At 63.8% G+C, this 25866-nt stretch carries 28 protein-coding genes and 1 tRNA gene; 8 read left to right on the plus strand and 21 right to left on the minus strand.

Annotation, left to right across the window (positions count from 1 at the left end; all coding sequences use genetic code 11):
- Positions 1–110 precede the first annotated feature (110 nt).
- Positions 111–323 carry a TOBE domain-containing protein gene (locus tag ACHIRB_RS07150; RefSeq protein ID WP_395123669.1) on the minus strand — a complete coding sequence of 71 codons (213 nt, stop codon included), beginning with the start codon at positions 321–323 and terminating at the stop codon, positions 111–113.
- A 377-nt stretch (positions 324–700) separates the two neighbouring features.
- Here ACHIRB_RS07150 and ACHIRB_RS07155 point away from each other — a divergent pair, with 377 nt between their 5' ends.
- A complete protein-coding gene (locus ACHIRB_RS07155) occupies positions 701–1429 on the plus strand; it encodes a hypothetical protein (RefSeq protein WP_395127650.1) in 729 nt (242 codons plus the stop codon).
- Positions 1430–1528: 99 nt separating this feature from the next.
- Here ACHIRB_RS07155 and ACHIRB_RS07160 read toward each other — a convergent pair.
- Positions 1529–1601 (minus strand) — tRNA-Asn (locus tag ACHIRB_RS07160).
- 180 nt (positions 1602–1781) lie between these two features.
- Here ACHIRB_RS07160 and ACHIRB_RS07165 point away from each other — a divergent pair.
- Positions 1782–2042 (plus strand): hypothetical protein, encoded by a 261-nt coding sequence (locus ACHIRB_RS07165; protein WP_395118402.1) that lies wholly within the window; start codon positions 1782–1784, stop codon positions 2040–2042.
- A 3-nt stretch (positions 2043–2045) separates the two neighbouring features.
- Here the strand turns inward: ACHIRB_RS07165 and dnaG are convergent, their stop codons facing one another.
- The 7 genes from dnaG to ACHIRB_RS07200 form a co-directional block, all read right to left on the minus strand.
- A complete protein-coding gene (gene dnaG / locus ACHIRB_RS07170) occupies positions 2046–3965 on the minus strand; it encodes a DNA primase (RefSeq protein WP_395118404.1) in 1920 nt (639 codons plus the stop codon).
- Between the two features lie 33 nt (positions 3966–3998).
- On the minus strand, positions 3999–5312 hold the full coding sequence (locus ACHIRB_RS07175) for a deoxyguanosinetriphosphate triphosphohydrolase (protein ID WP_395118406.1): 1314 nt from the start codon (positions 5310–5312) through the stop codon (positions 3999–4001).
- Positions 5309–6001 (minus strand): YdcF family protein, encoded by a 693-nt coding sequence (locus ACHIRB_RS07180; RefSeq protein WP_465254667.1) that lies wholly within the window; start codon positions 5999–6001, stop codon positions 5309–5311. Before ACHIRB_RS07180 ends, ACHIRB_RS07175 begins: the two co-directional genes overlap by 4 nt.
- A gap of 64 nt (positions 6002–6065) precedes the next feature.
- Positions 6066–6680: a response regulator gene (locus ACHIRB_RS07185; protein ID WP_395123667.1), complete on the minus strand. Its 615-nt coding sequence runs from the start codon at positions 6678–6680 to the stop codon at positions 6066–6068.
- A complete protein-coding gene (locus tag ACHIRB_RS07190) occupies positions 6677–7843 on the minus strand; it encodes a sensor histidine kinase (protein WP_395123666.1) in 1167 nt (388 codons plus the stop codon). The genes ACHIRB_RS07185 and ACHIRB_RS07190 overlap by 4 nt, the downstream gene beginning before the upstream one ends.
- Entirely contained in the window at positions 7843–8646 is an 804-nt protein-coding gene (locus tag ACHIRB_RS07195; RefSeq protein WP_395123665.1) for an ABC transporter permease, read from the minus strand. Before ACHIRB_RS07195 ends, ACHIRB_RS07190 begins: the two co-directional genes overlap by 1 nt.
- Positions 8594–9595 (minus strand): ABC transporter ATP-binding protein, encoded by a 1002-nt coding sequence (locus tag ACHIRB_RS07200; RefSeq protein WP_395123664.1) that lies wholly within the window; start codon positions 9593–9595, stop codon positions 8594–8596. Before ACHIRB_RS07200 ends, ACHIRB_RS07195 begins: the two co-directional genes overlap by 53 nt.
- Before the next feature lie 136 nt (positions 9596–9731).
- On the opposite strand from ACHIRB_RS07200, the gene ACHIRB_RS07205 reads away from it, so the two are divergent.
- The 3 genes from ACHIRB_RS07205 (at position 9732) to ACHIRB_RS07215 (ending at position 13247) form a co-directional block, all read left to right on the plus strand.
- Complete coding sequence (locus ACHIRB_RS07205) at positions 9732–11744, plus strand: TPM domain-containing protein (RefSeq protein WP_395118416.1); 2013 nt, start codon at positions 9732–9734, stop codon at positions 11742–11744.
- 62 nt (positions 11745–11806) lie between these two features.
- On the plus strand, positions 11807–12616 hold the full coding sequence (locus ACHIRB_RS07210; protein ID WP_395123663.1) for a MerR family transcriptional regulator: 810 nt from the start codon (positions 11807–11809) through the stop codon (positions 12614–12616).
- Positions 12617–12761: 145 nt separating this feature from the next.
- Positions 12762–13247, plus strand: a complete 486-nt coding sequence (locus ACHIRB_RS07215; RefSeq protein WP_395123662.1) for a nitroreductase family deazaflavin-dependent oxidoreductase — start codon at positions 12762–12764, stop codon at positions 13245–13247.
- A gap of 51 nt (positions 13248–13298) precedes the next feature.
- On the opposite strand, the gene ACHIRB_RS07220 is transcribed toward ACHIRB_RS07215, so the two are convergent.
- Entirely contained in the window at positions 13299–14684 is a 1386-nt protein-coding gene (locus tag ACHIRB_RS07220) for a glycine--tRNA ligase (protein ID WP_395123661.1), read from the minus strand.
- A gap of 143 nt (positions 14685–14827) precedes the next feature.
- Here ACHIRB_RS07220 and ACHIRB_RS07225 point away from each other — a divergent pair, with 143 nt between their 5' ends.
- Together ACHIRB_RS07225 and ACHIRB_RS07230 are read left to right on the plus strand one after the other, a co-directional pair.
- A complete protein-coding gene (locus ACHIRB_RS07225; RefSeq protein WP_395118424.1) occupies positions 14828–15193 on the plus strand; it encodes an ArsR/SmtB family transcription factor in 366 nt (121 codons plus the stop codon).
- Positions 15190–15615 (plus strand): Fur family transcriptional regulator, encoded by a 426-nt coding sequence (locus ACHIRB_RS07230; RefSeq protein ID WP_395123660.1) that lies wholly within the window; start codon positions 15190–15192, stop codon positions 15613–15615. The genes ACHIRB_RS07225 and ACHIRB_RS07230 overlap by 4 nt, the downstream gene beginning before the upstream one ends.
- Positions 15616–15649: 34 nt before the next feature.
- Here the strand turns inward: ACHIRB_RS07230 and ACHIRB_RS07235 are convergent, their stop codons facing one another.
- Genes ACHIRB_RS07235 through recO form a run of 3 tightly spaced genes read right to left on the minus strand, consistent with a single transcriptional unit; the run spans position 15650 to position 17674 of the window.
- Positions 15650–16072 (minus strand): YbjN domain-containing protein, encoded by a 423-nt coding sequence (locus ACHIRB_RS07235; RefSeq protein WP_395123659.1) that lies wholly within the window; start codon positions 16070–16072, stop codon positions 15650–15652.
- Positions 16072–16896, minus strand: a complete 825-nt coding sequence (locus ACHIRB_RS07240) for an isoprenyl transferase (RefSeq protein WP_395123743.1) — start codon at positions 16894–16896, stop codon at positions 16072–16074. Before ACHIRB_RS07240 ends, ACHIRB_RS07235 begins: the two co-directional genes overlap by 1 nt.
- Positions 16835–17674 carry a DNA repair protein RecO gene (recO, locus tag ACHIRB_RS07245; protein ID WP_199707693.1) on the minus strand — a complete coding sequence of 280 codons (840 nt, stop codon included), beginning with the start codon at positions 17672–17674 and terminating at the stop codon, positions 16835–16837. Before recO ends, ACHIRB_RS07240 begins: the two co-directional genes overlap by 62 nt.
- 394 nt (positions 17675–18068) lie before the next feature.
- Between recO and ACHIRB_RS07250 the strand changes: the two genes are divergently transcribed.
- Positions 18069–18245, plus strand: coding sequence for a hypothetical protein (locus ACHIRB_RS07250; RefSeq protein ID WP_395118427.1), 177 nt, complete (start codon positions 18069–18071; stop codon positions 18243–18245).
- 448 nt (positions 18246–18693) lie between these two features.
- On the opposite strand, the gene era is transcribed toward ACHIRB_RS07250, so the two are convergent.
- From era to dnaJ, 8 genes are all read right to left on the minus strand, one after another.
- On the minus strand, positions 18694–19593 hold the full coding sequence (gene era, locus ACHIRB_RS07255) for a GTPase Era (protein WP_199707696.1): 900 nt from the start codon (positions 19591–19593) through the stop codon (positions 18694–18696).
- On the minus strand, positions 19586–19933 hold the full coding sequence (locus tag ACHIRB_RS07260) for a cytidine deaminase (protein WP_395118429.1): 348 nt from the start codon (positions 19931–19933) through the stop codon (positions 19586–19588). Before ACHIRB_RS07260 ends, era begins: the two co-directional genes overlap by 8 nt.
- Entirely contained in the window at positions 19926–21293 is a 1368-nt protein-coding gene (locus ACHIRB_RS07265; protein WP_395123658.1) for a hemolysin family protein, read from the minus strand. Before ACHIRB_RS07265 ends, ACHIRB_RS07260 begins: the two co-directional genes overlap by 8 nt.
- A gap of 15 nt (positions 21294–21308) precedes the next feature.
- Positions 21309–21842 carry an rRNA maturation RNase YbeY gene (ybeY, locus tag ACHIRB_RS07270; RefSeq protein WP_199707701.1) on the minus strand — a complete coding sequence of 178 codons (534 nt, stop codon included), beginning with the start codon at positions 21840–21842 and terminating at the stop codon, positions 21309–21311.
- Between the two features lie 40 nt (positions 21843–21882).
- The gene (locus tag ACHIRB_RS07275; protein WP_395123742.1) at positions 21883–22944 is read right to left on the minus strand and encodes a PhoH family protein; all 1062 of its coding nucleotides are present in this window, start codon (positions 22942–22944) and stop codon (positions 21883–21885) included.
- A 91-nt stretch (positions 22945–23035) separates the two neighbouring features.
- A complete protein-coding gene (locus ACHIRB_RS07280) occupies positions 23036–23896 on the minus strand; it encodes an NmrA family NAD(P)-binding protein (RefSeq protein ID WP_395123657.1) in 861 nt (286 codons plus the stop codon).
- A 40-nt stretch (positions 23897–23936) separates the two neighbouring features.
- A complete protein-coding gene (locus tag ACHIRB_RS07285; RefSeq protein WP_395118437.1) occupies positions 23937–24695 on the minus strand; it encodes a 16S rRNA (uracil(1498)-N(3))-methyltransferase in 759 nt (252 codons plus the stop codon).
- Between the two features lie 13 nt (positions 24696–24708).
- Positions 24709–25863, minus strand: a complete 1155-nt coding sequence (gene dnaJ / locus ACHIRB_RS07290) for a molecular chaperone DnaJ (RefSeq protein ID WP_395123656.1) — start codon at positions 25861–25863, stop codon at positions 24709–24711.
- Positions 25864–25866 lie beyond the last annotated feature (3 nt).

Genomic DNA, 25866 nt, shown 5'->3' on the forward strand with positions numbered 1-25866 from the left:
CGGAGAATCCTCGAGATTCATCCCATCGACTGCGGCAGAGGCATCGGCGGATTTACGAAGAACTCATCGACCGGTACCGCGCCGCGGCCGAGTAGCGCCGCGCGGCAGAGCTATTCGACGCCGATAGTGACCTCGGTCGACTTGATCAACACCGTTGCCTGCTGCCCGACGTCGAGACCGAGATCGACAGCCGCTTCCTTGGTGATCGACGACGTCACCGTCTGCTCGCCGCCGTCGAGTTTGACCTTCACCGTCGCCATAACGCTGCCGAGTAACACCTCGGTGATGACGCCGGAAAGCTGATTTCTGGTCGAGAGCCGCATCAATGATGCCCTTGTTCGGGTTTGCAGTGTGTTGCGTTCGAACGTATCGGCCGACACACCCGTGCGCGAATAGACCCGCAGCTGCGGATACTCAGTGGTTCTTCGTCCGTCATTCAGGACCGTCCAACGACGGGCCTTTCACAGTGGTCGAGCGAAACTGTCCAACAATCTGCGAAAACGACGGCGTCATGGTCCGGCGGTTGATCGCCCGAACCCAATTACCGCTACCAGGATCCGGCGGGTGACGTCAATCGATACCTGAACATCGAGCCGAGTACTCAGATGCGGGGATTGCGTTCGGGTTCCGCTGGTCGGAGTTTGTCGGTAGGGGCGAATACCCTCCAGGGCCTATGGGACTCTTAACATCTGTTCAGTCGATGGCAGTTATCTTTGCTGCCGTCACAACTTCCACGCTCGCCATTGCTGCACCCCTTATGCGAAGTCGCATAGCCGACCGACGCGGCAAGCAGGCATCGATGCTCATCGACCACGCCGAGACCCCCGGCCTTGAATCCCGGGTGAAGGACGAGTTGCTGGCACAAGCTCGAGACATGATCGCTTGGGACGCGGCGCGGCGCAAATACCCTGACCGGCGCGGGTTTATGTCCGCAATGGCGACGTTAGGTGTGAACGCCGCGATCTATTTGGTCATAAGCTGGCCAGGTTTCCAACCAAATTCTGTTTTGCATGGGCTGTCGTGGTTCGCCTGGGCCGCGATGATGTGGGCCATCAGCAGGGTCGTTCGGAAGCTGTGCTTTCTTGAAGCGGACTTTGCGCGACAAAAGCTCAGTCAGATCACAGCAGGTGCCGACATCGAAGCAATTGAACCGCTCTATCCGGCGCGGGCATACATTCTGGATCGTCTGAAGCCGCGCCGTCGCCGAAATCCTGAATTGAGGCTGTCGCCCGTAGCCGTCCTGCTGCGTGACGCATGGGAACTCAACACTCGATCCAATACGGTGTCGAACGCCGAGTTCACCGAGATCGTAGGCGGTTTCGTTCCTCGCCTTGAGTCGGACGACGACTGGGAGGTCGTGGGTAAGGTAGTCGGTGTCACCAATATCAACGCGGCAATCCGCAGTCGAAATGGTGCCGCTTCCAGGTGAGCCAGGCCAGTTCTCTCGCTACGACGCGCGGCCCGTCACTGCCCAAAAAGCAGCCCACCACCTGAATCTCTGCTGGTAGGCGGTCTATCATCGTTATTGCTCCCCCATCTGGACTCGAACCAGAAACCTGCCGATTAACAGTCGGCTGCTCTGCCAATTGAGCTATAGGGGATTACTTCGTGCGACCCGTCCGTGACCGGCTGGGCCGAGGAGTGACTCTAGCGTATCGCCTCGGGTCGGCCCAAATTCGCTGGCCAACGCCCACTGCCAAGCAACCCCACGCCGGTCGGATCGACACGTGCTGCTCGCGTCAGGCAGGATGGAAGAGGCTTTCAACGGGAGGATCCCAGGAATGATCGGACTGGTCGTCGGTGTCGCGGCGGGGTATGTGCTCGGAACGAAGGCGGGTCGTGGCCGCTACGAGCAGATCAGCAAGGCAGCGCGAGCTGTCGCGGCGAGTCCTGCAACCAAGAAGGTTGTCGCCGTCGGTCGGCAGAAGTTGTCCGATTCGCTCAACACACAGCCGAAGCTCGAGCCGCTCGTACCCCTCGACGAGGAGACGACGGTTTTCGTGACGCACGAGCAACTGAGGCGCGCGGCAAACGACCGCTGACGCTCAGCCTGCCGCGAAATCTTCGTCCGAGTTACCCATCGCCTGTTCGAGCAGACTGCGCCGATACTGTTCGAGCGCAACAAGATCACCGAACAGTGCGTGATACTCGTCTGGATCGTCTGCCGGTGAGATGCGTTGCAACTTCGACTTCAATTCCGCAACCTGGCGTCCGACCCACACCTCTTGCAGTCGTGCCAGCACACCGGTGATGTAGCGCGGGACCGTGTCCTCTTCGGCAGGAAGGGGCTCTACGGCGAGTTCCATCACCAGCGACCGCATCGTGAGGTCCTGCGTCTCGTCTGCGACCGCGCTCACCCAGTCGCCGCCACCAAGCCCCGAGCTTGCTCCTCCGGCGTCCGCGATGGCCTTTCGCACTGCCACATAGCCTGCGTGCGTGAATGATTCGGAGGGCAGCGAATCGAACACCGTTCCCGCGATCGCTGGGTACTGCAGTGCCGCCTTCAGCACATTGCGTTGCGGACGCAGCATCGGATCCGAGGGCGACGGCCGCGGGGCGCCGACCGTTGCATCGGGCGCCGTCGCTTGCGCGGCGGGGCGTCGGCGCGGCTGCGTGGACTCCCTCGGCTGCGTCTTCATCGCTTCTTCGCGGACCCGCTTGATGACAGCGGGGATGTCGTCGTAGCCGACCCAGCCGGCGAGTTGACGCGCATAATCGTCGCGCAGCGCCTTGTCCTTGATCTGCGCAACCATCGGCACCGTGCGGCGCAGCGCGTCGACGCGACCTTCACCGGTGTCGAGGTCGTGATCGGACAGTGCTGCCTTGATGGCGAACTTGAACATCGGCGTCCGCCGTGCGACCAGATCGCGGACCGCCGCATCCCCCGACCGCTGCCGCAGTTCGCACGGATCCTGACCGTCGGGCGCAACAGCGACGTAGGTCTTGCCCGCCATCTGCTGATCGCCCTCGAAGGCTTTCAGCGCCGCTGCCTGACCCGCTGCGTCGCCGTCGAAGGTGTAGATGATCTCGCCGCGAAAGTAGCTGTCGTCCATCAGCAATCTGCGCAACAGGGCCAGATGCTCGTCGCCGAACGCAGTACCGCACGCTGCGACGGCGGTTTTGACACCGGCAACGTGCATCGCCATCACGTCCGTGTAGCCCTCTACGACGACCGCCTGATGACCCTTGGCGATGTCGCGTTTGGCCAGATCCAACCCGAACAACACCTGAGACTTCTTGTACAGCACCGTTTCCGGGGTGTTGATGTACTTGCCGGGCATCGTGTCGTCGTCGAACAGTTTGCGTGCGCCGAAGCCGATGATGTCGCCACTCAAATTGCGGATCGGCCACAAGAGCCTGCGGTGGAATCGATCGATCGGGCCGCGCTTGCCCTGCCGCGACAACCCTGCCGCTTCGAGCTCTTTGAACTCGAAGCCCTTGTTCTGCAAGTGCTTCGTAAGCGTGTCCCAACCGTCCGGCGCGTAACCGCAACCGAATTGCGCCGCGACTGTTGCGTCGAAGTTGCGCTCCGTCAAGTACTTTCGAGCAGCTTCGGCGTCGGGCTGCGCCAGCCTGGCCGCATAGAACTCCTGGGCGGCGAGATTTGCCGCGACCAACCGCGACCGGGTCCCCCGATCGCGCTGGACCGACGTGCCGCCACCCTCGTAGGAGATGGTGTAGCCGATCTTGTCCGCGAGTTGCTCGACGGCCTCGATGAAGCTGATGTGTTCGATCTTCTGCAGGAACGAGTAGACGTCGCCGCCCTCGCCGCATCCGAAGCAGTGATAGTGCCCGTGGTTCGGCCGCACATGGAACGACGGCGACTTCTCGTCGTGGAAGGGACACAACCCCTTCATCGAGTCCCCACCGGCCCGTTTCAGCGACACATATTCGCCGACGACGTCCTCGATATGGTTGCGCTCACGAATCGTCGCAATGTCGCGATCTGGGATTCGTCCGGCCATTGGAGCAGTCTAGTGCCTGTGCTCGACGGGGAATTATCCTCGTCGAGAGGTCGGGTCCACGGAGTATGCCGGCGCTTGGCCGAAGCTCGACGTCGACGCTGCCGTCGGACCGGCGGCGATTCGTTCGAGTCGGCTTTCGGTGTAGGACGCAATCTGGTCGACGATCACGCGAATTCGAGCGTGGTCGTCGGCAGCGTTCTCCCACGACGGCAGCAGTATCGGATCGAGTCCGTCGGGGGCGGAGCGGAGCAACCCGTGCGCGACCTGATGAATCTGCTCGCGCTGCAACGCTTGTCGCACCTGGTGACCCGGATCGGACATGACGTACCGCAGGGCGACCGTCTTCAGGACGGCAACCTCAGCAGCGACGACGGGTGGCACGACGAGGTCGGCCGCATAGCGGGTCAACGGTCGGTCGCCGGCGACGCGACGCGTGCTGCTGACCGCCGCGGAGGCGAACCGCCCGACCAGCTCACTCGTCAACCGTTTCAGCGCAACGGAACTGGTGATCCCACCGTCGTAGTCGAAGACGTCCGTCACAACCGACATAATCGAGAGTCGTTGGGCCGCTTGGACAAAGTCGTCGGCGACGAGTGAGGTGTGTTGCAGGACACCGAGATCGGCCAACGCTCGCTGCTCGCTCGGATCCGCAAGGGCGCGCAGGTCGATTCGTCCGGCGATCACACCGTCCTCGACATCGTGCACCGAGTAGGCGACATCGTCGGCCCAGTCCATGACCTGCGATTCGAGGCATTGTCGCCGCTCCGGTGCACCCTCGCGAACCCACGCGAGACGCTCCAGGTCGACGTCGTAGGCACCGAACTTCGCGCCCGACCCAGGTCTCCCCCACGGATACTTCGTCGTCGCATCCAGAGCAGCACGGGTGAGGTTGAGGCCGACACTGTCGCCATCTGCGGCAAGCACTTTCGGTTCGAGCCGAGTGAGGATCCGCAAGTTTTGCGCGTTGCCCTCGAAGCCGCCGTAGGCATCTGCGAACTCGTCGAGTGCGTGCTCGCCGTTGTGCCCGTACGGCGGATGGCCGATGTCGTGTGCCAGACCCGCGAGATCGGCGAGATCGGGGTCGCAGCCGAGCCCGTCGGCAATTCCCCGACCGATCTGGGCGACCTCGAGCGAGTGGGTCAAACGGGTGCGCGGGGTGTCCCCCTCGCGCGGGCCCATCACCTGCGTCTTGTCGGCAAGCCGACGCAACGCCGCGGAGTGCAGAACTCGAGCGCGGTCGCGCGAAAAATCGCTGCGGTGCGCAGAATTGCTGTCCGGTACACCGGCCGACTTGGGAGCTTCCGCGACGAGCCGCTCCCGATCGTGCGCGGAGTACTTCTGAGTCACTGTCCGGCCGTGTACTTGAAGTCGGCGGAGAAGTGCGTCAACTGATACCAGAGCAACGCGCCGGTCTCCCGCAGGATGCCGTGCGCCTGCGACTCGCGGGTGAACACCGCCGGCCCCTGTCGAGTCGGTGCGGTCGTCGCATCGAGACCGTCGTCACGTGCCATCGTTCGCGTCCGCAACGAGTGCCAGGGATCGCTGACGAGCACAACCGACGACATCCCGCGCTCCTTCATCGTGTCGGCAACGGCCTCGATGCTGCGGAGTGTGTCCGACCCTTCCTCGACGGCGACGATGTTGTTCTCGGGTACGCCGCGCTCGGCCAGGTACGCCTTGCCCGACGCGGCCTCGGTGAACAGGTCGCCTTCCTGCTTGCCGCCGACTGTGATGACCGTTGGCGCAACACCACGTTCGTACAGCTTGAAGGCCTGCTCGAGCCGTGCTTCGAACACCGACGACGGCGTGCCCGAGTACTGGGCCGCACCGAGAACGACGATGGCGTCGGCATGCGTCTCGTCGCTGATTCGCGCTACCTGCCAGACCCGGACGGCGGTGCCGAGAACGACGACCATGCCGATCAGCACGGTTCCGACGATGATCCGGCGAATCCAACGACCGATCGCACGACCGACGCCGGGCCGCTCGGGCTCGTCGTCGTATGGCGGGTCGTAACGCACTGATGCCGGATTCACACCTCAAGTTTGCCAGTCGACGCCCATCGCCTGCCGTAGCACGTCCACAGCGCGTGTCCTGGACTCACAACCAGCCGAGTCGCTCGGCCTCTCTGGTTGCTTCGGCTCGATTCGATGTTCCGGTTTTTCCGATCGCAGACGAGAGGTGATTGCGGACCGTTCCCTCCGACAGATGCAGCGTGCGCGCGATCGCTGCGGCACTCGCACCGCCCGCTGCAGCCGCGAGCACCTCGCGTTCGCGTGCCGTCAGCGGCGAAGTTCCAGATGTCAGCGTCTCCGTAGCCAACGCCGGGTCGATCACGCGCAAACCCATGTGCACTCGCCGCACGGCATCCGCGAGCTGACGGGCGGGAGTGTCCTTGACTACGAACCCGTTCGCGCCCGCGTCGATGGCCCTGCGCAGGTAGCCCGGCCTGCCGAAGGTGGTCACCATCAGAATTTTGATGTCCGGATGACTCCGGTGCAGCTCGGCAGCGACCGAAATACCGTCCAGGCCGGGCATTTCCACGTCCAGCAGGGCGACGTCGGGCTGCGCTGCGGCCACCGCGTCGAGAACTTCGTCTCCCCTACCTACTTCGGCGACGACGTTCAGATCGGACTCGAGCTCGAACAGAGCCGCCAATGCTCCCCGCACCAAGGCTTGATCGTCGGCGAGCAAAATCCGGATCGGCTCGGTCATTCGGTCCCCTTTTCGATAATCGGCGGGAACGTGACGGCGAGGTGAAACCCGCGACCACCGCGGTCCGACCCCAGCCGCAACGAACCACCGGCCGCAGCCACACGCTCTCGCAACCCGACCAATCCTGTCCCCTCGGTGCCGTTGCCGACCCCGCCGTTGCCGACCCCACGTCCGTCGTCGCTGACGTCGATCGAATCGGACGCGACCGTGATCTCGCATCGTCGAGCGTCACTGTGTCTGACGACGTTCGTCACAGCCTCACCAACGATCCAGCCGAACAGTTCGGCACGCGTTCTGTCCATCGGCGGAAGGATGCTCGGCAGCTCGGGCACGATGCCTGCAGCCGAAAGGGCAGTCCTGGCGTTTGCCAGCTCGCCGTCGAGCGAGACTTCACGCAAGCCTCCGACGGTGTCGCGAACACCGGCGAGCGCCTCGCGTGCGAGCTCCTCGATGTCGGCAAGTTCTGCCTTTGCGCGGACCACGTCGACGTCGATAAGTCGTTGCGCAAGCTCGGTTTTGATGGTGATCACCGTCAGCGAATGCCCGAGAATGTCGTGCACGTCCCTGCCGACCCGTAGCCGTTCCTCCGCGACAGCCAGCACCGCGAGTTGTTCTCGCGCAGCGGCGAGGCCCCGATTTCGCACGATGATCTGACTGACGCCCCACGCCGCGAACCCGGAGACACCGACTTGAAATGCCAATCCCTCCTGGTGTTCCCAGCCAGAGATCGACAACGGCAGCAACAGAACAACGCCGGCCATCGCGGCTACGCAAGGCAGGGCTTGCCGAGTCGGGAGCGTGAAGGCAGCAAGCGCCGAGATGTAGACAGAGAAGGCAAGCGCGTCGCCGCCCAGTGGCACTGTCGCAGCTGCCATCAGGCCGACCAGTGTCCCCAACGCGATCCACACCTCACGCTGCGGGGCCTGCGGCCACAACGTGATCGAGTCGGGTGAGGTTCGGAGGCGATAGAACGACGCCATGTAGACGACTGCGAAAGCGGCGATCAGAACGAGACCGAAGACTTTCGCGACGACGTCGTCGAGTGCGATGGCCGAGCCGATCGGATAGACGAGGTACAGCAGCCACACCCCGGAGAACAGCCAGATCATTCCCGGTCGCGGGGGCGGTGCGACCGGGAGCGATCTCGAATCTTGGGCTGTCATCAGACTCGCGCGGTGTCTCGACGGAAGAGGATCATCGCACCGACGGTGAAGAACACGGCCCAGACCAGCAGGTTCACGACTCCGGCAGCGATGGTCGTGCCGGCCTCGTCACCGAAGGGCATACGCGCCAGCGTCGCAAGGCCGTAGGTCGGGAAGAACCTCGACACGTCTTCGAACCATCCCGAGAGCGGCATGAACAGGCCACCTGCGAACGACAGGATCGCAAGGCCGGGACCGAGAATCTGCATCACGTTCTCCGACGGCAGCAGATATCCCATGAACAGGCCGAAGGCGGCGAAGACCAACGAGCCGATCCAGGCGAGTACGAAGCAGGCGATCCAGGCAGTCGTCGTCAGGTGCGCGCCGAGGATCCCGCCGACGATGAACACTGCAGCGACCGAGATCAGCCCGAGCACCATGGCAACCACGATCTTGGTCGCGATGTAAGCGGCCGGACGCAACGGGGTGAGACGCAGTTGTCGACTCCAGCCGAGCGCACGCTCGATCGACACCATCGCTCCGCCGCTGGTCGTTGCCAGCATCGCTCCGTAGACCGCCATCGACACCATTATGAAGCCGGTGACGTTCCCCGAGCCGTAGGACTCCGTCTTGTAGTCCGACTGCAGACCGAAAATGACGAAGAACAGCGGCGGCATGATCAACGTGAAAAGGAAGGTTCGGCGATTGCGAAGCATGCGCCGCAGTTCCAATCCGAGGAACGCCGTACTGAATCCGCCGAGTGCCGGCAGTTCACGTGGTGTGGAAGCCGTTGCGGTGGTTGGTAATTGCAGTGACGAGGTCATGTCTGGCTCCTACGTTGGTCAGGGTGTCGCCGGTCAGGGTGTCGCCGGTCAGGGTGATGAACGCGTCTTCGAGGTTGTGGGAGACGATCTCGATGTCGGTGGCAGTGGTGCTGTTGAGCAGATACCGCGCGACAGCATCGGAGTTGTTGGAACGCACCAACACTCGATCGCCGCGTACTTCGACGTCGTCGACTCCATCGATGCCGAGCAGACGCATCTGGTCGACACGGGGCAACGTCGCACTGACGACGCGTCCCGACGCGAGGTTCTTGATTTCCGCAGCGCTGCCGTCGGCGACGATACGACCCTTACTGACCAGCACGATCCGGTCGGCGTAGGCGTCGGCCTCTTCGAGGTAGTGCGTTGCGAACAGTACGGTTCGGCCTCGACTCGAGTCCTCCCGCATGGCATTCCAGAATTCACGTCGACCTTCGACGTCCATACCTGTGGTCGGTTCGTCGAGGACGATCAGGTCGGGGTTCGGCAGCAGTGCCAACGCGAAACGCAGCCGTTGCTGCTGGCCGCCCGAGCATTTGCCCACCATCCGGGTCGCGATGTCGGCGATACCTGCTCTGGCAAGCACCTCGGAGACGGGACGCGGGCTGACGAACAGTGCCGAGACGAGGCGAACCGTCTCCTCGACCGTCAGGTCCTTGAGCAGTCCGCCGCTCTGCATCACCGCGGAGACCAAGCCCGACGCAACCGCCGTGGCGGGGTCGCGCCCGAAGATGGAAACCTCGCCCTCGTCGGGACGCGTGAGCCCGAGCAGCATGTCGATGGTTGTGGTCTTGCCTGCGCCGTTCGGTCCGAGGAACGCGACGATCTCGCCGGGTTCGATGGTCAGGTCAAGTCCGTTTACCGCTCGCACTCCCGGTCCTTCACCGACAGCGAAGGTCTTGTGCAGGTTGCGAAGGACGACGGCGGGTTGATTTTTGCCTGTTCTGGTCATAAGACAACTGTCGCGCCGTTTTCCTTCGTGCCCCTCTGCCGAGCGTCACGATCTGTCCATGACAACTGTCATGGGTCGCGCACCGGGTCGGTTGGGTGCGCCTGCCCTCCAAGCGCGGACCGGATAGATTCGTCACATGCCAATCGCATCGGCGCCGGCGTCGCGTCGCGTCACTCATCGGTCCGTAGCGTTTCTCTTCGTTGCCGCGTTGATCGCCTTCCTGTGCCTCCCCGCAACCGCATCGGCGGAAAGGCCGTTCCGACTTCCCGAACAGATCAACGACCGCGTTTCGGCTCTGGACCCGACAGCAAAGGGCGAGCTCCAGTCCGCGATCGACGACCTGTACGACACCCATCGGGTCCGGCTGTGGGTGGTCTACGTCGCCAGTTTCGAGCCGCAGGATCCCGAAGCATGGGCCGCCGCGACCGAACGTGCGAGCCAACTGTCCGATCGGGACGTGTTGCTGTCCGTCGCAACCGTCGATCAGTCCTACTACCTCTCCTCCCCCGGCCTACCGACCGACATCAGCGATTCCGAGCTCGAAGACATTCGGGTCAACGCGATCGAACCCGCACTGCGCGAGCAGGATTGGGCCGGTGCGGCGATTGCGGCTGCGGGCGGACTTTCCGATGCGATGGGGTCGACGGGCGGTGGCGATGTTGTGAAGGTGCTCGCGGTCGGCGGTGGCGTCATCGCGGTCGGCGCCGGTGGCGTGGTGCTGTACTCACGTCGCAAGAAGGCGCAGCGCCTCGAAGCAGGCACGGCCGCCGCGCGACAGATCGACCCGAGCGATACGAAAGCGCTTGCAGCCCTTCCCGTCAACGCACTCGACGTGCGGGCAAAAGAAGTACTCGTCGAAATGGACAATGCGGTGCGCACCAGCACCGAAGAGCTGCAGCTCGCCAAGGACGAGTTCGGCGACGAGGCGGCTCGACCGTTCACCGAAGCGTTCGACAACGCCAACAACGCTCTCGCACAGGCATTTGCGATCCGGCAACGCCTCGACGACGACATCCCGGAAACGCCGGAACAGCGTCGCGACATGCTCGTCGACCTGATCAGCAACTGCGGCAAGGCAGATCGCGAACTCGACGCGAAGGTCACCGAGTTCGACCAGATGCGCGACCTACTGATCAACGCGAGCAGTCGGCTCGACGGCTTGACCCGCGACATCGTGGAACTCACGGCGCGCGTACCGAACTCGGACGCGACGCTCACCAGCCTCGTCGCCGAGTTCCCGGCACCGGCGCTGGCTCCAGTCAAGGACAACGTGACGATGACGAAGGACCGACTTGCCTTCGCAGACAAGAACGTCACCGCGGCGCGAGAAACAATCGCGCTTCCTGCAGGAAAACAGGGTCCGGCGGTTGCGGCAATTCGCGCCGCGGAAGCCGCAGTGGCACAGGCGCGTACGCTCCTCGACGCCGTCGATCACGCTGCGGACAACATTCGGCACGCGATCGCCACGATCGGCGCTGCCCTGGACGACGCCCGCAAGGACGTCGCTGCGGCCAACGAACTCCTCGGACACGGCGGTTCGGAACTGGCGAAAACCAAGAGCGCTGTCGAAGCTGCGATCGGGCGAGCCGAAGGCATCAAGGACTCGAACCCGCTCGGCGCGTTCAACGAAATCGCAACAGCCGACGTCGAACTCGACAAAGCGCTCACGGTTGCCCTCGACCGCAAGCAGAATGCCGAGCGACTGCAGCAGCAGGTCGAGCAGGCGCTGACGGCCGCAAGTTCTCAGGTCACGGCGGCGTCCGACTTCATCTCGACCCGTCGCGGCGCCGTCGACGCCGAGGCACGCACCCGACTGTCGGAAGCGCAGCGCCACCTCGACGAGGCACAGCGACTTCGCGCGTCGGATCCGTCGAATGCGCTGGTCTACGCGCAATCCGCAGCAGAACTTGGGTCGAGGGCGCTGCGGGCGGCGCAGTCCGACGTCTCGTCGTGGGAGAACCAGCAGTCCTCGCGCGGTGGCAGCAACGCCGGCGCGGTACTCGGTGGCATCCTGATCGACAGCATGTTGCGCGGCGGCTTCAGCTCGGGTAGCCGCGGCGGTCGGTACAGCGGTGGCGGCGGCAGGGGTCCGGGGTCGTTCGGTGGCGCGGGAAGTTCGCGTCGGATCGGTGGCGGTGGGCGGTTCTGACGCTCGACCCTGACACTCCGCTTGACCCTGACACCGTGTGAGGCCGTAAACCGGAGACCATCATGTTGAGTATCGGAGATTTCGCGAGACACGGGCAAGTGTCGGTCCGCATGCTGCGTCACTACGACGCCATCGGACTACTGCAACCTGCACGCGTCGACGGATCCAGTGGCTACCGGTTCTACGAGGCGAGTCAGCTAGCGCGGCTCAACCGCGTCATCGCCTTGAAGGACCTCGGCTTCACCTTGCAACAGGTGCAGGAAATCCTCGACGAGCAGGTCAGCGGTGCGGAGCTGCGTGGCATGCTGCGGCTGCGACAATCCGAGTTGCAGGCACAGATCGCCAACGACGCGGCACGGCTCACCCAGGTCGACGTGCGACTCCGAATTATCGAGAGCGAGGGATCCATGCCTACCAACGACGTCGTCATCAAGCAGGTTCCGGCCGTGCGAGTTGCGGAATTGACAGGCCACGCGGCGGGATTCGAGCCCGAGTCGATCACCCCGGTCATCCAACCGCTCTTTATGGATCTTTCTGCGCGCTTGGACCGGGCAGGGATCGGATTCGCGGGTCCGGCGATCGCGTACTACGAGGAAACCGGCGACGGTTCGGTCGTCGTCCATGCGGCGGTCCCCGTCGACCTGGCCGAGAAGGAAGGACACGACTTCGTCGTCGTCGACCTGCCCGCGGTCGAGAACGCTGCGACGCTCGTGCACCGCGGCAGCATGGATCTGGTCCTTCCCGACTGGCAAGCGCTGGGTCGGTGGATCGACGACCACGGTCACAGCTCGACCGGACCAGCACGCGAAGTCACCCTCGAATACACCGAAGATCCCGCCGGCTGGGTGACGGAGCTGCAAGTTCCGGTCTAGGCGGCTGCGCCGCTCGTGAGTCTTTTCGGAGGGCGGGCGCGCCGAAAAGACTCACGAGCCGAAGGCCTTCGTGGCAGGTGTGGGACTTCTCACGACCAGCACTTTCGATGCGGCACCGGCTCTGACCACGCCTTATGTTGGAGAGATGCTCAAGAACCCGCTGCCGGCCTTCTCGCGTCGCCTCGCGACTTTTCCGTTGGTGATGCGCTTCGATCCGCTGATCATTCCGCTCGAGCGCGCGGTACGTCGGATCAGCAACGACCGCTTCGGTGTCCTCGACATCGCTGGGCAACCGTCGATCCAGATCACGGTGCCTGGCCGAAAGTCCGGCATTCCGCGCACGACGTCACTGCTGTACGTGCCCGAAGGGGACGATATCTTGCTCGTCGGATCCAACTGGGGACGCCCGAAGCATCCGGTGTGGTCGGCGAACCTTGCGGCAGCCGAGACCGCGACCGTTCAGATTCGTGGCGAAGAGTTCGAGACGTCCATCGAGACTCTCACCGGCGCCGAACGCGACAAGGCGTGGCAGTACGCGATCGAGGTCTGGCCCGGCTATCAGATGGAGTACGAGCTCGCAGAGGGCCGCGAATTTCGCCTGTTCAGGCTGAGGCGGCTACCCCGGTCGTGAGTCCTTTCGGAGGGCCTGACCACCAAAAGGACTCACGAGCCGCGGAGCGGCCTAGCTCCCGATGAGGCGCTGGGCTAGGTAACCCTCGACCTGATCGAGCGCTACTCGCTCCTGCGCCATCGAATCTCGTTCTCGCACAGTCACTGCGTGATCGTCGAGGGTTTCGAAGTCGACCGTGATGCAGAACGGCGTACCGATCTCGTCCTGACGGCGGTAGCGCCGACCGATCGCGCCTGCATCGTCGAATTCGACATTCCAGTGCTGACGCAGCGCCGCTGCCAGATCCTTCGCCTTCGGAGTCAGATCCGCGTTGCGGGACAACGGCAGGACAGCCGCCTTGACCGGCGCGAGCCTGCGGTCGAGGCGAAGGACCGTCCGCTTGTCGACGCCGCCCTTGGCATTGGGGGCCTCGTCCTCGGCATAGGCATCGACGAGGAACGCCATGAGCGACCGCGTCAGACCGGCCGCGGGCTCGATGACGTACGGCGTGAACCGCTCGTTGGTCGCCTGGTCGAAGTACGACAGGTCCTGACCCGAATGCTCCGAATGCGTCTTGAGGTCGAAGTCCGTACGGTTCGCGACGCCCTCCAGCTCACCCCATTCGCTGCCCTGGAACCGGAAGCGGTACTCGATGTCGACGGTCCGCGTCGAGTAGTGCGACAGCTTGTCCTTCGGGTGTTCGTAGAGCCGCAGGTTCTCCGGATCGATACCGAGGCCGGTGTACCAGGCGTGGCGAGTGTCGATCCAGTACTGATGCCACTCCTCGTCCTCCCCTGGCTTGACGAAGAACTCCATCTCCATCTGCTCGAACTCACGCGTGCGGAAGATGAAGTTGCCCGGCGTGATCTCGTTGCGGAAGCTCTTACCGATCTGCGCGATACCGAACGGCGGCTTCTTGCGCGACGTGGTGAGGACGTTGGCGAAGTTCACGAAGATGCCCTGCGCGGTCTCCGGACGCAGATAGTGCAGGCCATCCTCGGATTCGATCGGTCCGAGGTAGGTCTTGAGCATCATGTTGAAGTCGCGCGGCTCGGTCCACTGACCCGGATCGCCCGTCTCGGGGTCGCGGATGTCGGCCATGCCGTTCGCAGGCGGATGCCCGTGCTTTTCCTCGTACGCCTCGAGCAGGTGATCCGCGCGGTAACGCTTGTGGGTGATCAGCGACTCGACGAGCGGGTCGTTGAACACACCGACGTGACCGGACGCGACCCAGACCTGACGCGGCAGGATCACAGCCGAATCGAGGCCGACGACGTCTTCGCGGCTGGTGACCATGCTGCGCCACCACTGCTTCTTGATGTTCTCCTTGAGCTCGACGCCGAGAGGTCCGTAGTCCCAGGCCGACTTGGTACCGCCGTAGATCTCGCCGCACTGATACACGAGTCCTCTGCGCTTGGCGAGGTTGGCTACGGTGTCGACCTTGGACTTGGGGGCCACGATTCGAGCTCTCCATCTGGCGAATAGCTGCCGGGTTACGGGTGCTTTGTCTAGGTCAGAATATCTGGCGCCCCAAGGACGTTTGACATGCGCAACCTTCCAAATCAAAATGGAAGTGATTTGCAATAAGAGGGAGGGTCCAGGTGTCCACAGCCGACACCGGTGATCTCGAGTTCACCGAGCACAGTCACGACCCATTCACGACGACGCCACCGGCGCCTGTTCCACCGAAAGCAACCCTCGATGCCGCGGGTGAAATCCTGCGTGCGCTCGCAGCGCCGGTTCGTATCGCAATCGTCCTGCAACTGCGCGAGTCGGGCAGATGCGTCCACGAGTTGGTCGAGGCGCTCGGCGTCACGCAACCGCTGATCAGTCAGCACCTTCGAGTGCTCAAAGCGGCCGGTGTCGTCCGTGGCGAACGTAACGGACGCGAGGTTCTCTACGAACTCGTAGACGATCACCTCGCCCACATCGTAGTGGACGCGGTTGCACACGCGGAGGAAGGATGACGGCCTTGACCGGAACGTCTGGACGAGTCGCGGTCGGTGTTCGAAGCACGCGGCAGCGCAGCGCGATCTCGGCATTGCTCGACGACATCGACGAGTTCAGATCCGCGCAGGAACTGCACGACGAGCTACGTAAGCGTGGCGAAGGCATCGGCCTCACGACCGTCTACCGGACGCTGCAGACCCTCGCCGATTCCGGAACCGTAGACGTATTACGCACGGACACAGGCGAATCCGTCTACCGCCGCTGCTCGTCGGGCCATCACCACCACCTGGTCTGCAGACATTGCGGCTATACCGTCGAGGTCGAAGGTCCGACGGTCGAGCAGTGGGCGAAGTCGACCGCGGACACCCATGGCTTCACCGACGTCAGCCACACGGTCGAGATCTTCGGGACCTGCCAGACGTGCGCGGGAAACCGGTGAGCCGAGATACCCCAACGGCGTTCAGGGCAGGCGACTAGGGAACCAACCCCTGCCGACTACGGTCGGCGCCGGAGAGCACAAGCAACAGCATCGTCATCAACGCTTCGTCGGTGAGGCCGGCGGCGGGGAACGTATAACGCATGATCACGTCCGCCAACTTGCCGTTGCCTATGATCGTGATCGACCCGAACTGCAGCGCATTGTTGCGATCGGCAACCCGTTTGGTGAGCGGCGCCCGCAACGGTCGGTCCCATGCCAGCACACACGTGAGTGACAGGACGTCGAGACCGGGCGACAGATTCACCGCACGCATCGAGCACAGTGCGCCCGCGTATTCGAACCCGAGCGAGCCATCGTCGTTGGTGCGCAACGTCACAAAAGGCGCGAGCACATCGAGTGCCCTCTGCTGCAACGCATCTGCAGACCCGCCCCCGTTCGACTCCTGGGCTTCGGTCATCACTTCACTCCCCCGAATCGACGATCACGTGACGCATATTCGACACACGCTGCCCACAGGTCGCGACGATCGAAATCCGGAAAAAGCTTGTCCTGGAACACCAATTCGGCATACGCCGACTGCCACAGCAAGAAGTTCGACGTCCGGAACTCACCGGACGGGCGCAGGAAGAGATCGACATCCGGCATATCCGGCTCGTCGAGGTAGCGCGCGACCGTCGCCTCGGTGATGCGCTCCGGATCCAGCTGTCCGGATGCGGCGAGCTTCGCGATTTCCTTTACGGCATCGGCGATTTCGGCTCTGCCGCCGTAGTTGACGCACATCGTCAGCGTCATCACCGAGTTGTCCTTGGTCAGCTCTTCGGCGACCTCGAGTTCCTTGATCACGCTGCGCCACAACCGCGGTCGGCGACCGGCCCAGCGCACGCGTACGCCCATTTCGTTCATCTCGTCGCGGCGGCGACGGATGACGTCACGGTTGAAGCCCATAAGAAACCGGACCTCTTCGGGACTGCGTCGCCAGTTCTCCGTCGAGAACGCGTACGCCGACAGCCAGGTGACGCCCATTTCGATACAGCCGCAGACGGTGTCCATCAACACGGCCTCGCCACGTTCGTGACCTGCGGTGCGCGGCAACCCGCGGTCCTGCGCCCAGCGACCGTTGCCGTCCATCACCAACGCGACGTGTTTCGGAATCAACTCCGGCTGCAGAATCGGCGGCCGGGCGCCGGACGGATGTGGGTCCGGTGGACGTATTACGCGGTCAGGCTGTGCCGGTCCGCGTCGGAGCGAGCGGCGCGCGCCAGGTCTCGGCGGGGAGTCCATACGACGAATCACGGTGTCCATCCTGCCCGACGCCCACACTGTGCGGCTGAGCGCGCTCGATCAACGGAAGCGTGCGCAACTGGCGTTCCAGGTGCCACTGCAGATGTGCGGCGATCAAACCGCTCGCCTGTCGACGCACCGCATCCGTCGCCGCATCGGTGTCGGCCCACGCTCCCCTACACAGCGAGTCCATCAGATCGAGGACACCGGGCGACGGAGTTGCGGCTCCGGGCGGTCGGCAATGCACACACACCGCGCCACCTGCCGAGACATGAAACGCCCGATGCGGACCCGGGGTCGCGCAGCGCGCGCACTCGTCGAGCGCGGGCGCCCAGCCCGCGAATCCCATTGCGCGGAGCAGAAAAGCATCGAGAATCAGCTCCGGCGCTCGGGTCTGCCCTGCGACCGCACGGAGCGCGCCGACGGTGAGCTGATGCAACTGCAGCGCCGGCGCGCGTTCCTCGCCTGCGAGCCGCTCCGCCGTCTCGAGAACAGCGCATGCGGTGGTGTAGCGGCCGTAGTCGTCGACGATGTCACCGGAGAAGGCGTCGACCGTATGGACCTGCGTCACGATGTCGAGGTTGCGCCCCGGATAGAGCTGCACATCTATGTGTGCGAACGGTTCGAGCCGGGCGCCGAACTTGGACCGGGTCCGTCGAACACCCTTGGCAACCGCACGCACCAACCCGTGCTGGCGTGTGAGCAGCGTGACAATACGGTCGGCTTCGCCAAGCTTGTGCTGACGTAAGACGACGGCGTTGTCCCGATACAGCCGCATAAACTGCCCAACTCCCGTTTCGGTCGAAGGTCATTGTTTCATGCGGCACCGACAACGTCGGTGAGGCGCTCTCGCGGCTCACTGTGTCGCAAATCGCCCACAAAACTGCAATCCACCACCTGACCTGCAACGAAACCCTGTTGCAGACCTGCACCCGATCCGTCGGCACGTCCATTTCCGGCGTGGCGATACTGCGATCGCCCGGCCAGAGAGGATCATCGACGCGTGACGAAACCTAGTGCGTCAAAGACAGAGAACACACGATCGCGGAACGCAGGATCGCGCCACGGCTAAGAAACGCGACGCCAACCCTCTTCCGAAGTCTGTTCAGCCGGCGACAACTGGCTTCGCGGTCGGGAACCGCGTCGTCACCCGCCACTCCTCCGACTCCGCCATGCCGGAAGACCTGTGGCCGAACGTCTCCGGCGTCATCGTCGACGACTTCAACCCGGGCCTGCCGCCTCAGGACGACTACGGTCGCACCTGGGCCATCTCGAAGCGCTGGGCAGTTGCGCTCGACACGGGTTCACTCGTGTTTCGCAACGACAGCGACCTCGCCCGCGAATCCTGAATTCTCCCCCACCGACGAGCCGTCGAACGCCGCAACCAGGCTGCGTTCGACGGCTCGTTCGTAGGCTCGTTTGCCTTCCCGTTGTCCGGATACCCACATAACGAACTCGAAACTTTGTTACTTCGATGCGGTATCGGAATGGTCACGAATGTGTCACACTTCTTGCGTGGTGTGAACCACATCATTCCTATTTGACCAGCCCGTCGACTGGGCTACGAACAACGGAGAAGCACATGGGAATGCAGTCGGCGCGCAGTAGCACAGGGTCCCTCAGCTGGGGAATTCGGTGCGACAGATGCGAGCGTTGGACCTATTCGCCGGCACGTTCGGCAGCCGCCTCCGCCATCCGGAGCGCACAATCCAAGGGTTGGATCGTCTCCGACCGTGACCTCTGCCCCAGTTGCGTTTCGGCACTGCGCCGACGCTGAACCTGTTTGGGCAGTTTCAGCTAAAAGCCGAGTCTGCCAAGCTGTTTCGGGTCGCGTTGCCAATCCTTCGCGACCTTGACATGCAGCTCCAGAAAGACCTTCGTACCAAGTAGTTTCTCGATCTGGGCACGGGCAGCCGTGCCCACATCGCGGAGCCTCGCTCCACCTTTTCCGATGACGATGCCCTTCTGGCTCGACCGCTCCACGTACAGCAGAGCATGCACATCGAGCATGTCGGTGCGACCCTCGCGTTCGACGACCTCTTCGATGACAACCGCAAGCGAGTGCGGCAGTTCGTCACCCAGACCTTCCAACGCAGCTTCGCGAATCAACTCCGCCATCAGAGTCTCTTCTGGCTCGTCGGTCAGCTCACCGTCCGGGTAGAACGCCGGACCTTCCGGCATCACCGACGCCAACACATCGACGAGGACTTCGACCTGCTCACCCTTCGTCGCCGAAACGGGCACAATTTCGCACGTCGGGCCGAGCAATTTCGAGACCGCGAGAAGTTGTTCCGTAATCTGCTGCTTGCCGACCTTGTCGATTTTGGTGACGACGCCGACAACCGTCGTCTTCGGCGCCATGTGCCGGATCTGCTCGAGGATCCAACGGTCGCCAGGCCCGACCTTCTCGTCCGCCGGGATACACAGCGCGATCACGTCGACCTCGGAATAGGTATCGCGCACAAGGTCGTTCAGTCGCTGACCCAGCAGGGTACGTGGCCGATGCAGACCAGGAGTGTCGACGAGAATCAACTGGGCGTGCTCGCGATGGACGATGCCACGAATGGTGTGTCGCGTGGTCTGCGGACGTGACGACGTGATCGCAATCTTCTGACCCACGAGCGCGTTGGTGAGCGTCGACTTGCCGGTATTCGGCCGACCGACGAAACAGACGAAGCCGGAATGGAATTCAGACACCGGACACCTCCAGAACCGACCCGCTCGACGACGCGACGATGACAACTGCGCTCGGCGACAGCTCGCGTACCGCGTCGACACCGGGATCCGACGTATCGGCACCGACGACGACCGCGGCCTCGAAACCTTCTGCTGCGCTGGAAATGGCTGCGGCGACAGCGGATTGCAGCGCCGACAACGTGAGCGTTGTGAGCTTCACGTCCCCCGCCGCGTAGGTCCGCCCGTCGGTGTCGCGAACTGCGGCACCGTGGCCGCGTCCTGTTCGCGCCATCGCACCGCGAGCGAGCACAACCAATTTCGCGTCCTCTTGCGACAGTTCCGTTCGGCCTTCGTCAGTCATCTCGTCCCTCGTCCCGCCCATCATCCACCGAGTCCGTCGACTCCGTGGATTCCGCGTTATCGGTTGCGCCCTTTGCCTCTTTGGACTTCTTCGCCGGTGCGCGTCGAACCAGAATCGTGTGGACGCGGACGCGACCGCGCTGGTCGACACCGCCCTCACCGCGAAGCACCAATCCGTTGCTGACGACCTTGGATCCAGGCAACGGTACGCGGCCGAGCTCGTGTCCCATCAGACCACCGACCGTATCGACGTCGTCGTCTTCGAGTTCGAGGCCGAACAGGTCGCCGAGGTCCTCGATCGACAACCGTGCAGACACGCGGTACTTCCCGTTGCCGAGGTCCTCGATCGGTGCGGTCTCGTCGGTGTCGTACTCGTCCGCGATCTCGCCGACGATCTCCTCCAGGACGTCCTCGATGGTCACGAGTCCGGCGATGCCGCCGTATTCGTCGACGAGGAGAGCCATGTGATTACGGTCACGCTGCATCTCGGCGAGCATCGTGTCGAGAGGTTTGGAGTCCGGGACGAACACCGCAGGGCGCATCACATCGACGACCGGTTGGTCGCGATCCCGGCCGGACGACGTATTCGTGCGTTGCACAAGATCTTTCAGATAGACGACGCCGATCACGTCGTCCACGTTCTCGCCGATGACCGGAATCCTCGAATGGCCACTCTTGACCGCGAGCGAGATCGCCTGCCCCAGTGTCTTGTCCGATTCGATCCAGACCATCTCGGTCCGCGGCACCATAACCGCGCGGGCGGCGGTGTCGCCGAGTTCGAAGACCGACTGGATCATCCGTCGTTCGTCGTCTGCAACCACACCGCGTTCCTGCGCCATGTCGACGATTTCGCGCAGTTCGATCTCGGATGCGAACGGGCCGTTGCGAAAACCCTTACCCGGCGTGATCGCGTTACCGATCAGGATCAGCAACCTGCTGAGCGGACCAAGTAGAAAACCGATGGCATGCAACGGAATAGCCGCCGCGAGCGAGATCGTGTACGCGTGCTGGCGGCCGAGCGTACGTGGACCGACACCGATGACGACGTAGGAAACGAGCACCATGACGACAGCGCTCACAACCAACGCCCATCCCGGACCGATGATTTCGATCAGCGCGCCCGCCAGTACGACCGTCGACGTGATCTCGCACAGAATGCGAAGCAGCACCATCAGGTTGATGTAGCGCGGGCGATCGGAGACGATCCGGATCAGCATCGTCGCACCCGGCCTGCCCGCCCGCGCGATGTCGTCGACACGTGCGGGCGAGATGGTGTTCAACGCCGAATCGACAGCAGCGAAAAGTCCACCCGCAGGAACCAGAACGATTGCCAGTACCAGCAGGCCTATCGGCCCGGTCACAGGCCACGCCCAAGCCTAGGCATCGAAGAAGCCCGCCTTGCCGAGCAGACGCCGATCGCGTTCGGCGAGTGCGGCCTCCCGTTCGGCCTTGCGGATGCTCTCGTACCACTCTGCGAGGAGGTTGTTCTGCAGGCCGAACATCTCCTTCTCCTCTTCAGGTTCCGCATGATCGAAGCCGAGGAGATGCAGGACGCCGTGCACGGTCAACAACGCGAGCTCGTGTGCCAGCGAATGTCCCGCCTTCTTCGCCTGCGTGGCGGCGAAGGCCGGGCACAACACGATGTCGCCCAACATCGACGGACCCGGCATCGGGCTGTCCGGCCGACCACCCGGCTCGAGTTCGTCCATCGGGAAGGACATGACGTCCGTCGGACCGGGCAGGTCCATCCAGCGCATGTGCAGGTCGGCCATCGTGTCCAGGTCGACGAGGACCATCGACAGCTCGGCCGCTGGATGGACGTCCATCCGTGCGATCGCGAAACGCGCGACCGCGATCAAGTCTTCTTCGGAAACGTCCATTCCCGACTCGTTGGCGACCTCGATGCTCATCCGACAACCCTAACGGGCCAGGCGGGAGGAGTTCGACGCATCAACGCCGAGCAGAGCGCGGTTGCGCCGAGCGCCGCTGCGCACGATTGCCGAGCGCCGCTCGCTCGCCGTCTGCTTCGAACCGCTCGTACGCGTCGACGATGTCGGCGACAAGACGATGCCGCACGACGTCGCTGCTGTTGAGCTCGGCGAAATGAATGTCGTCGATCTCGGTGAGAATCTCGGCCGCGGCACGCAGACCGGACCGATTGCCACCGGGCAGGTCGACCTGCGTCACGTCGCCGGTCACAACGATCTTCGAACCGAACCCGAGCCTGGTCAGGAACATTTTCATCTGCTCGGCAGTGGTGTTCTGTGCCTCGTCCAAGATGATGAAGGCATCGTTGAGCGTGCGGCCACGCATGTAGGCCAGCGGCGCGACTTCGATGACACCGGCGGCCATCAGTTTGGGGATTGCCTCGGGATCCATCATGTCGTGCAACGCGTCGTAGAGCGGACGCAGATACGGGTCGATCTTCTCGTTCAACGTGCCAGGCAGAAAGCCGAGCCGCTCCCCCGCCTCGACGGCTGGCCGGGTCAGGATGATTCGCGTCACCTGTTTGGTCTGCAGCGCCTGGACGGCCTTCGCCATCGCGAGGTACGTCTTGCCCGTACCGGCGGGTCCGATACCGAACACCACGGTGTTGGCATCGATCGCATCGACGTAGCGCATCTGGTTGAGCGTCTTCGGTCGGATCGTCTTGCCGCGCCTGGACAGAATGTCGAGGCTGAGCACCTCGGCGGGCGACTCCGAAACACCTTGTGTAAGCATCGAATACGTGTGCCGCACGGTCTCCGGCGAGATCGACTGGCCGCGCCCGACCATCGACACGAGCTGCTCGATCACCCGCTCGGCCAGCGCGACGTCCGGTGCGGTACCTGTAAGCGTGACCGCGTTGCCACGCACGTGGATGTCGGCGGCGAGCAGCTTTTCGAGTTGCCGCAAATTGGCGTCGGCAGATCCGAGGAAACCGAAGACCGATTCGGGTGCGAGTTCGATTCCGGAGCGAACCGTTCGCGCAGCGGGACCAGCCGAGGTTCGGCTCGACGAGGACCCGCCGATATCGTTTTGTGCGGTCAAAGGGTGAAGCCTTCTTTCGGGTTCATGGCATCTACCTCGAGTCTAGGCCAATCGAAGGAGATGATCCCGTGAGTTATTCGCCAGGCGAACGGGTCGCAGCGAGGAACTGTTCCAACGACATCGGAGGCCTACCCGTGACGGTCTCGACGTCGGCGCTGATCGCGGCCATCGCGCCGGACGCGATCGACGTATAGGTCGACACCCAGGCGTCGTACTGCCAATCCGGTGCAGGCCACCGCTTGCGGGACTCGTAGGCCTCGGGAATCGATTCGTTGTGGAAGGTCACGGGCGACCGGCGCGCAGCAGCGAGCACCGCTGCGATCTCGGTCATCGTCAGCGCCTCGGGTCCGGTCAGGTTGTAGGTCACGTCTTTGTGCCGCTCAGGTGCGAGAACGACTGCCGCGGCGACCCGCGCGACGTCGGCCCGGGCCACGATCGCTGCCCTACCGTCGGCCGCGGGCCCGCGAATGACGCCGTCGTCGCCGACCATTGCACTCATGAAGTCGAGGTAGAAGTTGTCACGCAAGAACGTGAACCCGAGTCCCTTCTCCTTGATGTAGGTCTCGGTCGCGTAGTGATCGCGAGCGAGTGTGAAGGTCGCGTCGGGCGCCGCGCCGACGAACGAGGTGTAGACGACGTGTTGGACGCCTGCGGCGACGGCGGAGTCGACAAATGTGCGGTGTTCGTCGATCCGGTCGGCACTTTCCGACGCCGAGATCATGAACAACGTCTGCACTCCTTCGAGTGCCTTTGTGGCAGCGACGCGGTCCGCATAGGAGAACGGCAGAACTGTCGCACCGGGCAGCTGCGGAGCCTTCGCAACCGAACGGACCAACAATCGTTGAGCGACACCAGCATCGGCGAGGCTGCGAGCAACCGCGTTGCCGACGAATCCTGTCGAACCTGTGACTGCGACGGACGGTAGCGACGTCATGTGGGTCCTAACTGGGCAAGGGCAGTGGCTACAGACGAGCCTATTGCAGGGGCGCTGAATCCCACCGCGACGTCAACGCGCCGAGCGCGCCCAGCGCGACGGCAGCGGCGGTCGAGGTCCGCAGCACTGTCGGACCGAGCAACGCTGTCACCGCACCCGCGGCTGTGAACCGATCCAATTCACGATCGTCCAGTCCACCTTCGGGACCGACGACAAGCACGACTTCGTCGACCGCAAGGGTGAGCGACGCAAACGGTGCAGCGGCCGATTCGTGCAGCAGCACAGCCATTCCGCCGCGGCGGACAACGTCGTCGATCAACTTTTCGACAGCGGCGGTGCTCGACAACTCGCTGACCGGCGGGACGAACAGTCGCCGGGACTGCCTGGCCGCGGACAGTGCGGTCGCTCGCCACTTCGCGACACCTTTGCCGGCCTTCATCCCCTCCCACCGCGCGACACATCGGGACGCCTGCCACGGCACGATCGCGTCGATCCCGGCTTCGGTCGCAAGCTCGACGGCAAGTTCGGAACGCTCGGACTTCGGTAGCGCCTGCACAAGCGTCACGTACGGTTTCGGTCGTTGCCCCTCCGAACGCGTACGTACCGCCAAATCCAGCCGATCACGCTGAGCCGCAACAACTTCCGTCTCCGCGGTGCCGCCGCGCCCATCGGAAAGCGTCAGCCGTTCGCCGACCTTGATCCGCCGCACGGTTGCGGCGTGGTGTCCCTCGTCGCCGTCGAGAACGGCGATAACGCCGACGTCAGGTAGCGGATCGAGGTAGAAGACTGTGGCGGCCACAGCGTCTTCTCGATCAGCGACCGCTGAAGGTGGACCGCAACCTGGAGAACAAGCCACCCGGTGCCGCCGTCTGCGACGAGACGACCTCGGCGCGCTCGCGATCACGCAAGCCCTTGTAGTCGCGCAGTAGGTCGGTCTGCTTCGTATCGAGCTTCGTCGGCACCACGACCTCGAGGTGCGCGTGCAGATCGCCGCGAATGCCGGATCGCAGCTTCGGCATGCCGTGACCACGCAAAGTCTTGACCGAGCCAGGCTGGGTTCCCGCGTCGATCGTGATCTCGGTAGGACCGCCGAGAATGGTGTCGACCGACACGGACGTGCCGAGCGCAGCGTCGACCATCGGTATCCGAATCGAGCAATGCAGATCGTCGCCGTCTCGGACGAACACGTCGTGCTGCTGTTCGACGACCTCGACGTGCAGGTCTCCGGCGGGACCGCCGCCCGGACCGACCTCGCCCTGGGACGCGAGTCGAACGCGCATGCCGTTCGCGACTCCGGCCGGGATGCGGGCGGTGATTTCGCGGCGGGCGCGAACCCGTCCGTCGCCGCCACATTTGCGGCAGGGGTCGGGGATGACTTCGCCTGCACCACGGCAGGTCGGGCACTGGCGTGAGGTCATGACCTGGCCGAGGAACGACCGCTGGATGCTCTGCACCTCGCCTGCGCCACCGCAGGTGTCGCAGCGGACCGGCTTCGAATTTCCGTTTGTGCCCGACCCGGTACACACGTCGCACAGGATCGCCGTTTCGACGGTGATGTGCTTGGTGACGCCGGTCGCGCACTCTTCGAGGGTGAGTCGCGTACGCAGCAGAGATGCGGCACCCGGCTGGACGCGGCCTCGTGGTCGGCGCTGGCCACCGCCTTGGGCGCCGCCGCCGAAAAATGCCTCGAACACGTCGCCGAGACCGCCGCCGAAGCCCGCGTTCCCGAAGCCCCCGCCACCGCCGCCGCTTTCCATCGGATCGCCACCGAGGTCGACGACGCGACGCTTCTCCGGATCGGTCAGCACCTCGTACGCGGTCGAAATGTCGCGGAACCTGGCCTGCGCCGACTCGTCCGGGTTGACGTCGGGGTGCAACTCGCGCGCGAGCTTGCGGTAGGCCCGCTTGAGCTCCTGATCGCTTGCGTCCTTACCGACGCCGAGTGTTTCGTAGTAGTCGCGTGCCACGTT

It is taken from the genome of Antrihabitans spumae (genome assembly GCF_043944905.1).
GTDB classification, from domain to species: domain Bacteria; phylum Actinomycetota; class Actinomycetes; order Mycobacteriales; family Mycobacteriaceae; genus Antrihabitans; species Antrihabitans spumae.

Coding starts and splice junctions, on each gene's coding strand:
- ACHIRB_RS07235 (WP_395123659.1), bottom strand. CDS start 16,072: ATGACCGAAGCCCAGGAGTCGAACGGGGGCGGGTCTGCAGATGCGTTG.
- recO (WP_199707693.1), bottom strand. CDS start 17,674: ATGCGGCTGTATCGGGACAACGCCGTCGTCTTACGTCAGCACAAGCTT.
- ACHIRB_RS07150 (WP_395123669.1), bottom strand. CDS start 323: ATGCGGCTCTCGACCAGAAATCAGCTTTCCGGCGTCATCACCGAGGTG.
- ACHIRB_RS07215 (WP_395123662.1), top strand. CDS start 12,762: ATGCTCAAGAACCCGCTGCCGGCCTTCTCGCGTCGCCTCGCGACTTTT.
- ACHIRB_RS07195 (WP_395123665.1), bottom strand. CDS start 8,646: ATGACCTCGTCACTGCAATTACCAACCACCGCAACGGCTTCCACACCA.
- ACHIRB_RS07260 (WP_395118429.1), bottom strand. CDS start 19,933: ATGACTGACGAAGGCCGAACGGAACTGTCGCAAGAGGACGCGAAATTG.
- ACHIRB_RS07185 (WP_395123667.1), bottom strand. CDS start 6,680: ATGACCGAGCCGATCCGGATTTTGCTCGCCGACGATCAAGCCTTGGTG.
- ACHIRB_RS07280 (WP_395123657.1), bottom strand. CDS start 23,896: ATGACGTCGCTACCGTCCGTCGCAGTCACAGGTTCGACAGGATTCGTC.
- ACHIRB_RS07155 (WP_395127650.1), top strand. CDS start 701: ATGGCAGTTATCTTTGCTGCCGTCACAACTTCCACGCTCGCCATTGCT.
- ACHIRB_RS07165 (WP_395118402.1), top strand. CDS start 1,782: ATGATCGGACTGGTCGTCGGTGTCGCGGCGGGGTATGTGCTCGGAACG.
- ybeY (WP_199707701.1), bottom strand. CDS start 21,842: ATGAGCATCGAGGTCGCCAACGAGTCGGGAATGGACGTTTCCGAAGAA.
- ACHIRB_RS07240 (WP_395123743.1), bottom strand. CDS start 16,896: ATGGACTCCCCGCCGAGACCTGGCGCGCGCCGCTCGCTCCGACGCGGA.
- ACHIRB_RS07205 (WP_395118416.1), top strand. CDS start 9,732: ATGCCAATCGCATCGGCGCCGGCGTCGCGTCGCGTCACTCATCGGTCC.
- ACHIRB_RS07250 (WP_395118427.1), top strand. CDS start 18,069: ATGCCGGAAGACCTGTGGCCGAACGTCTCCGGCGTCATCGTCGACGAC.
- ACHIRB_RS07210 (WP_395123663.1), top strand. CDS start 11,807: ATGTTGAGTATCGGAGATTTCGCGAGACACGGGCAAGTGTCGGTCCGC.
- dnaG (WP_395118404.1), bottom strand. CDS start 3,965: ATGGCCGGACGAATCCCAGATCGCGACATTGCGACGATTCGTGAGCGC.
- ACHIRB_RS07190 (WP_395123666.1), bottom strand. CDS start 7,843: ATGACAGCCCAAGATTCGAGATCGCTCCCGGTCGCACCGCCCCCGCGA.
- ACHIRB_RS07200 (WP_395123664.1), bottom strand. CDS start 9,595: ATGACCAGAACAGGCAAAAATCAACCCGCCGTCGTCCTTCGCAACCTG.
- ACHIRB_RS07230 (WP_395123660.1), top strand. CDS start 15,190: ATGACGGCCTTGACCGGAACGTCTGGACGAGTCGCGGTCGGTGTTCGA.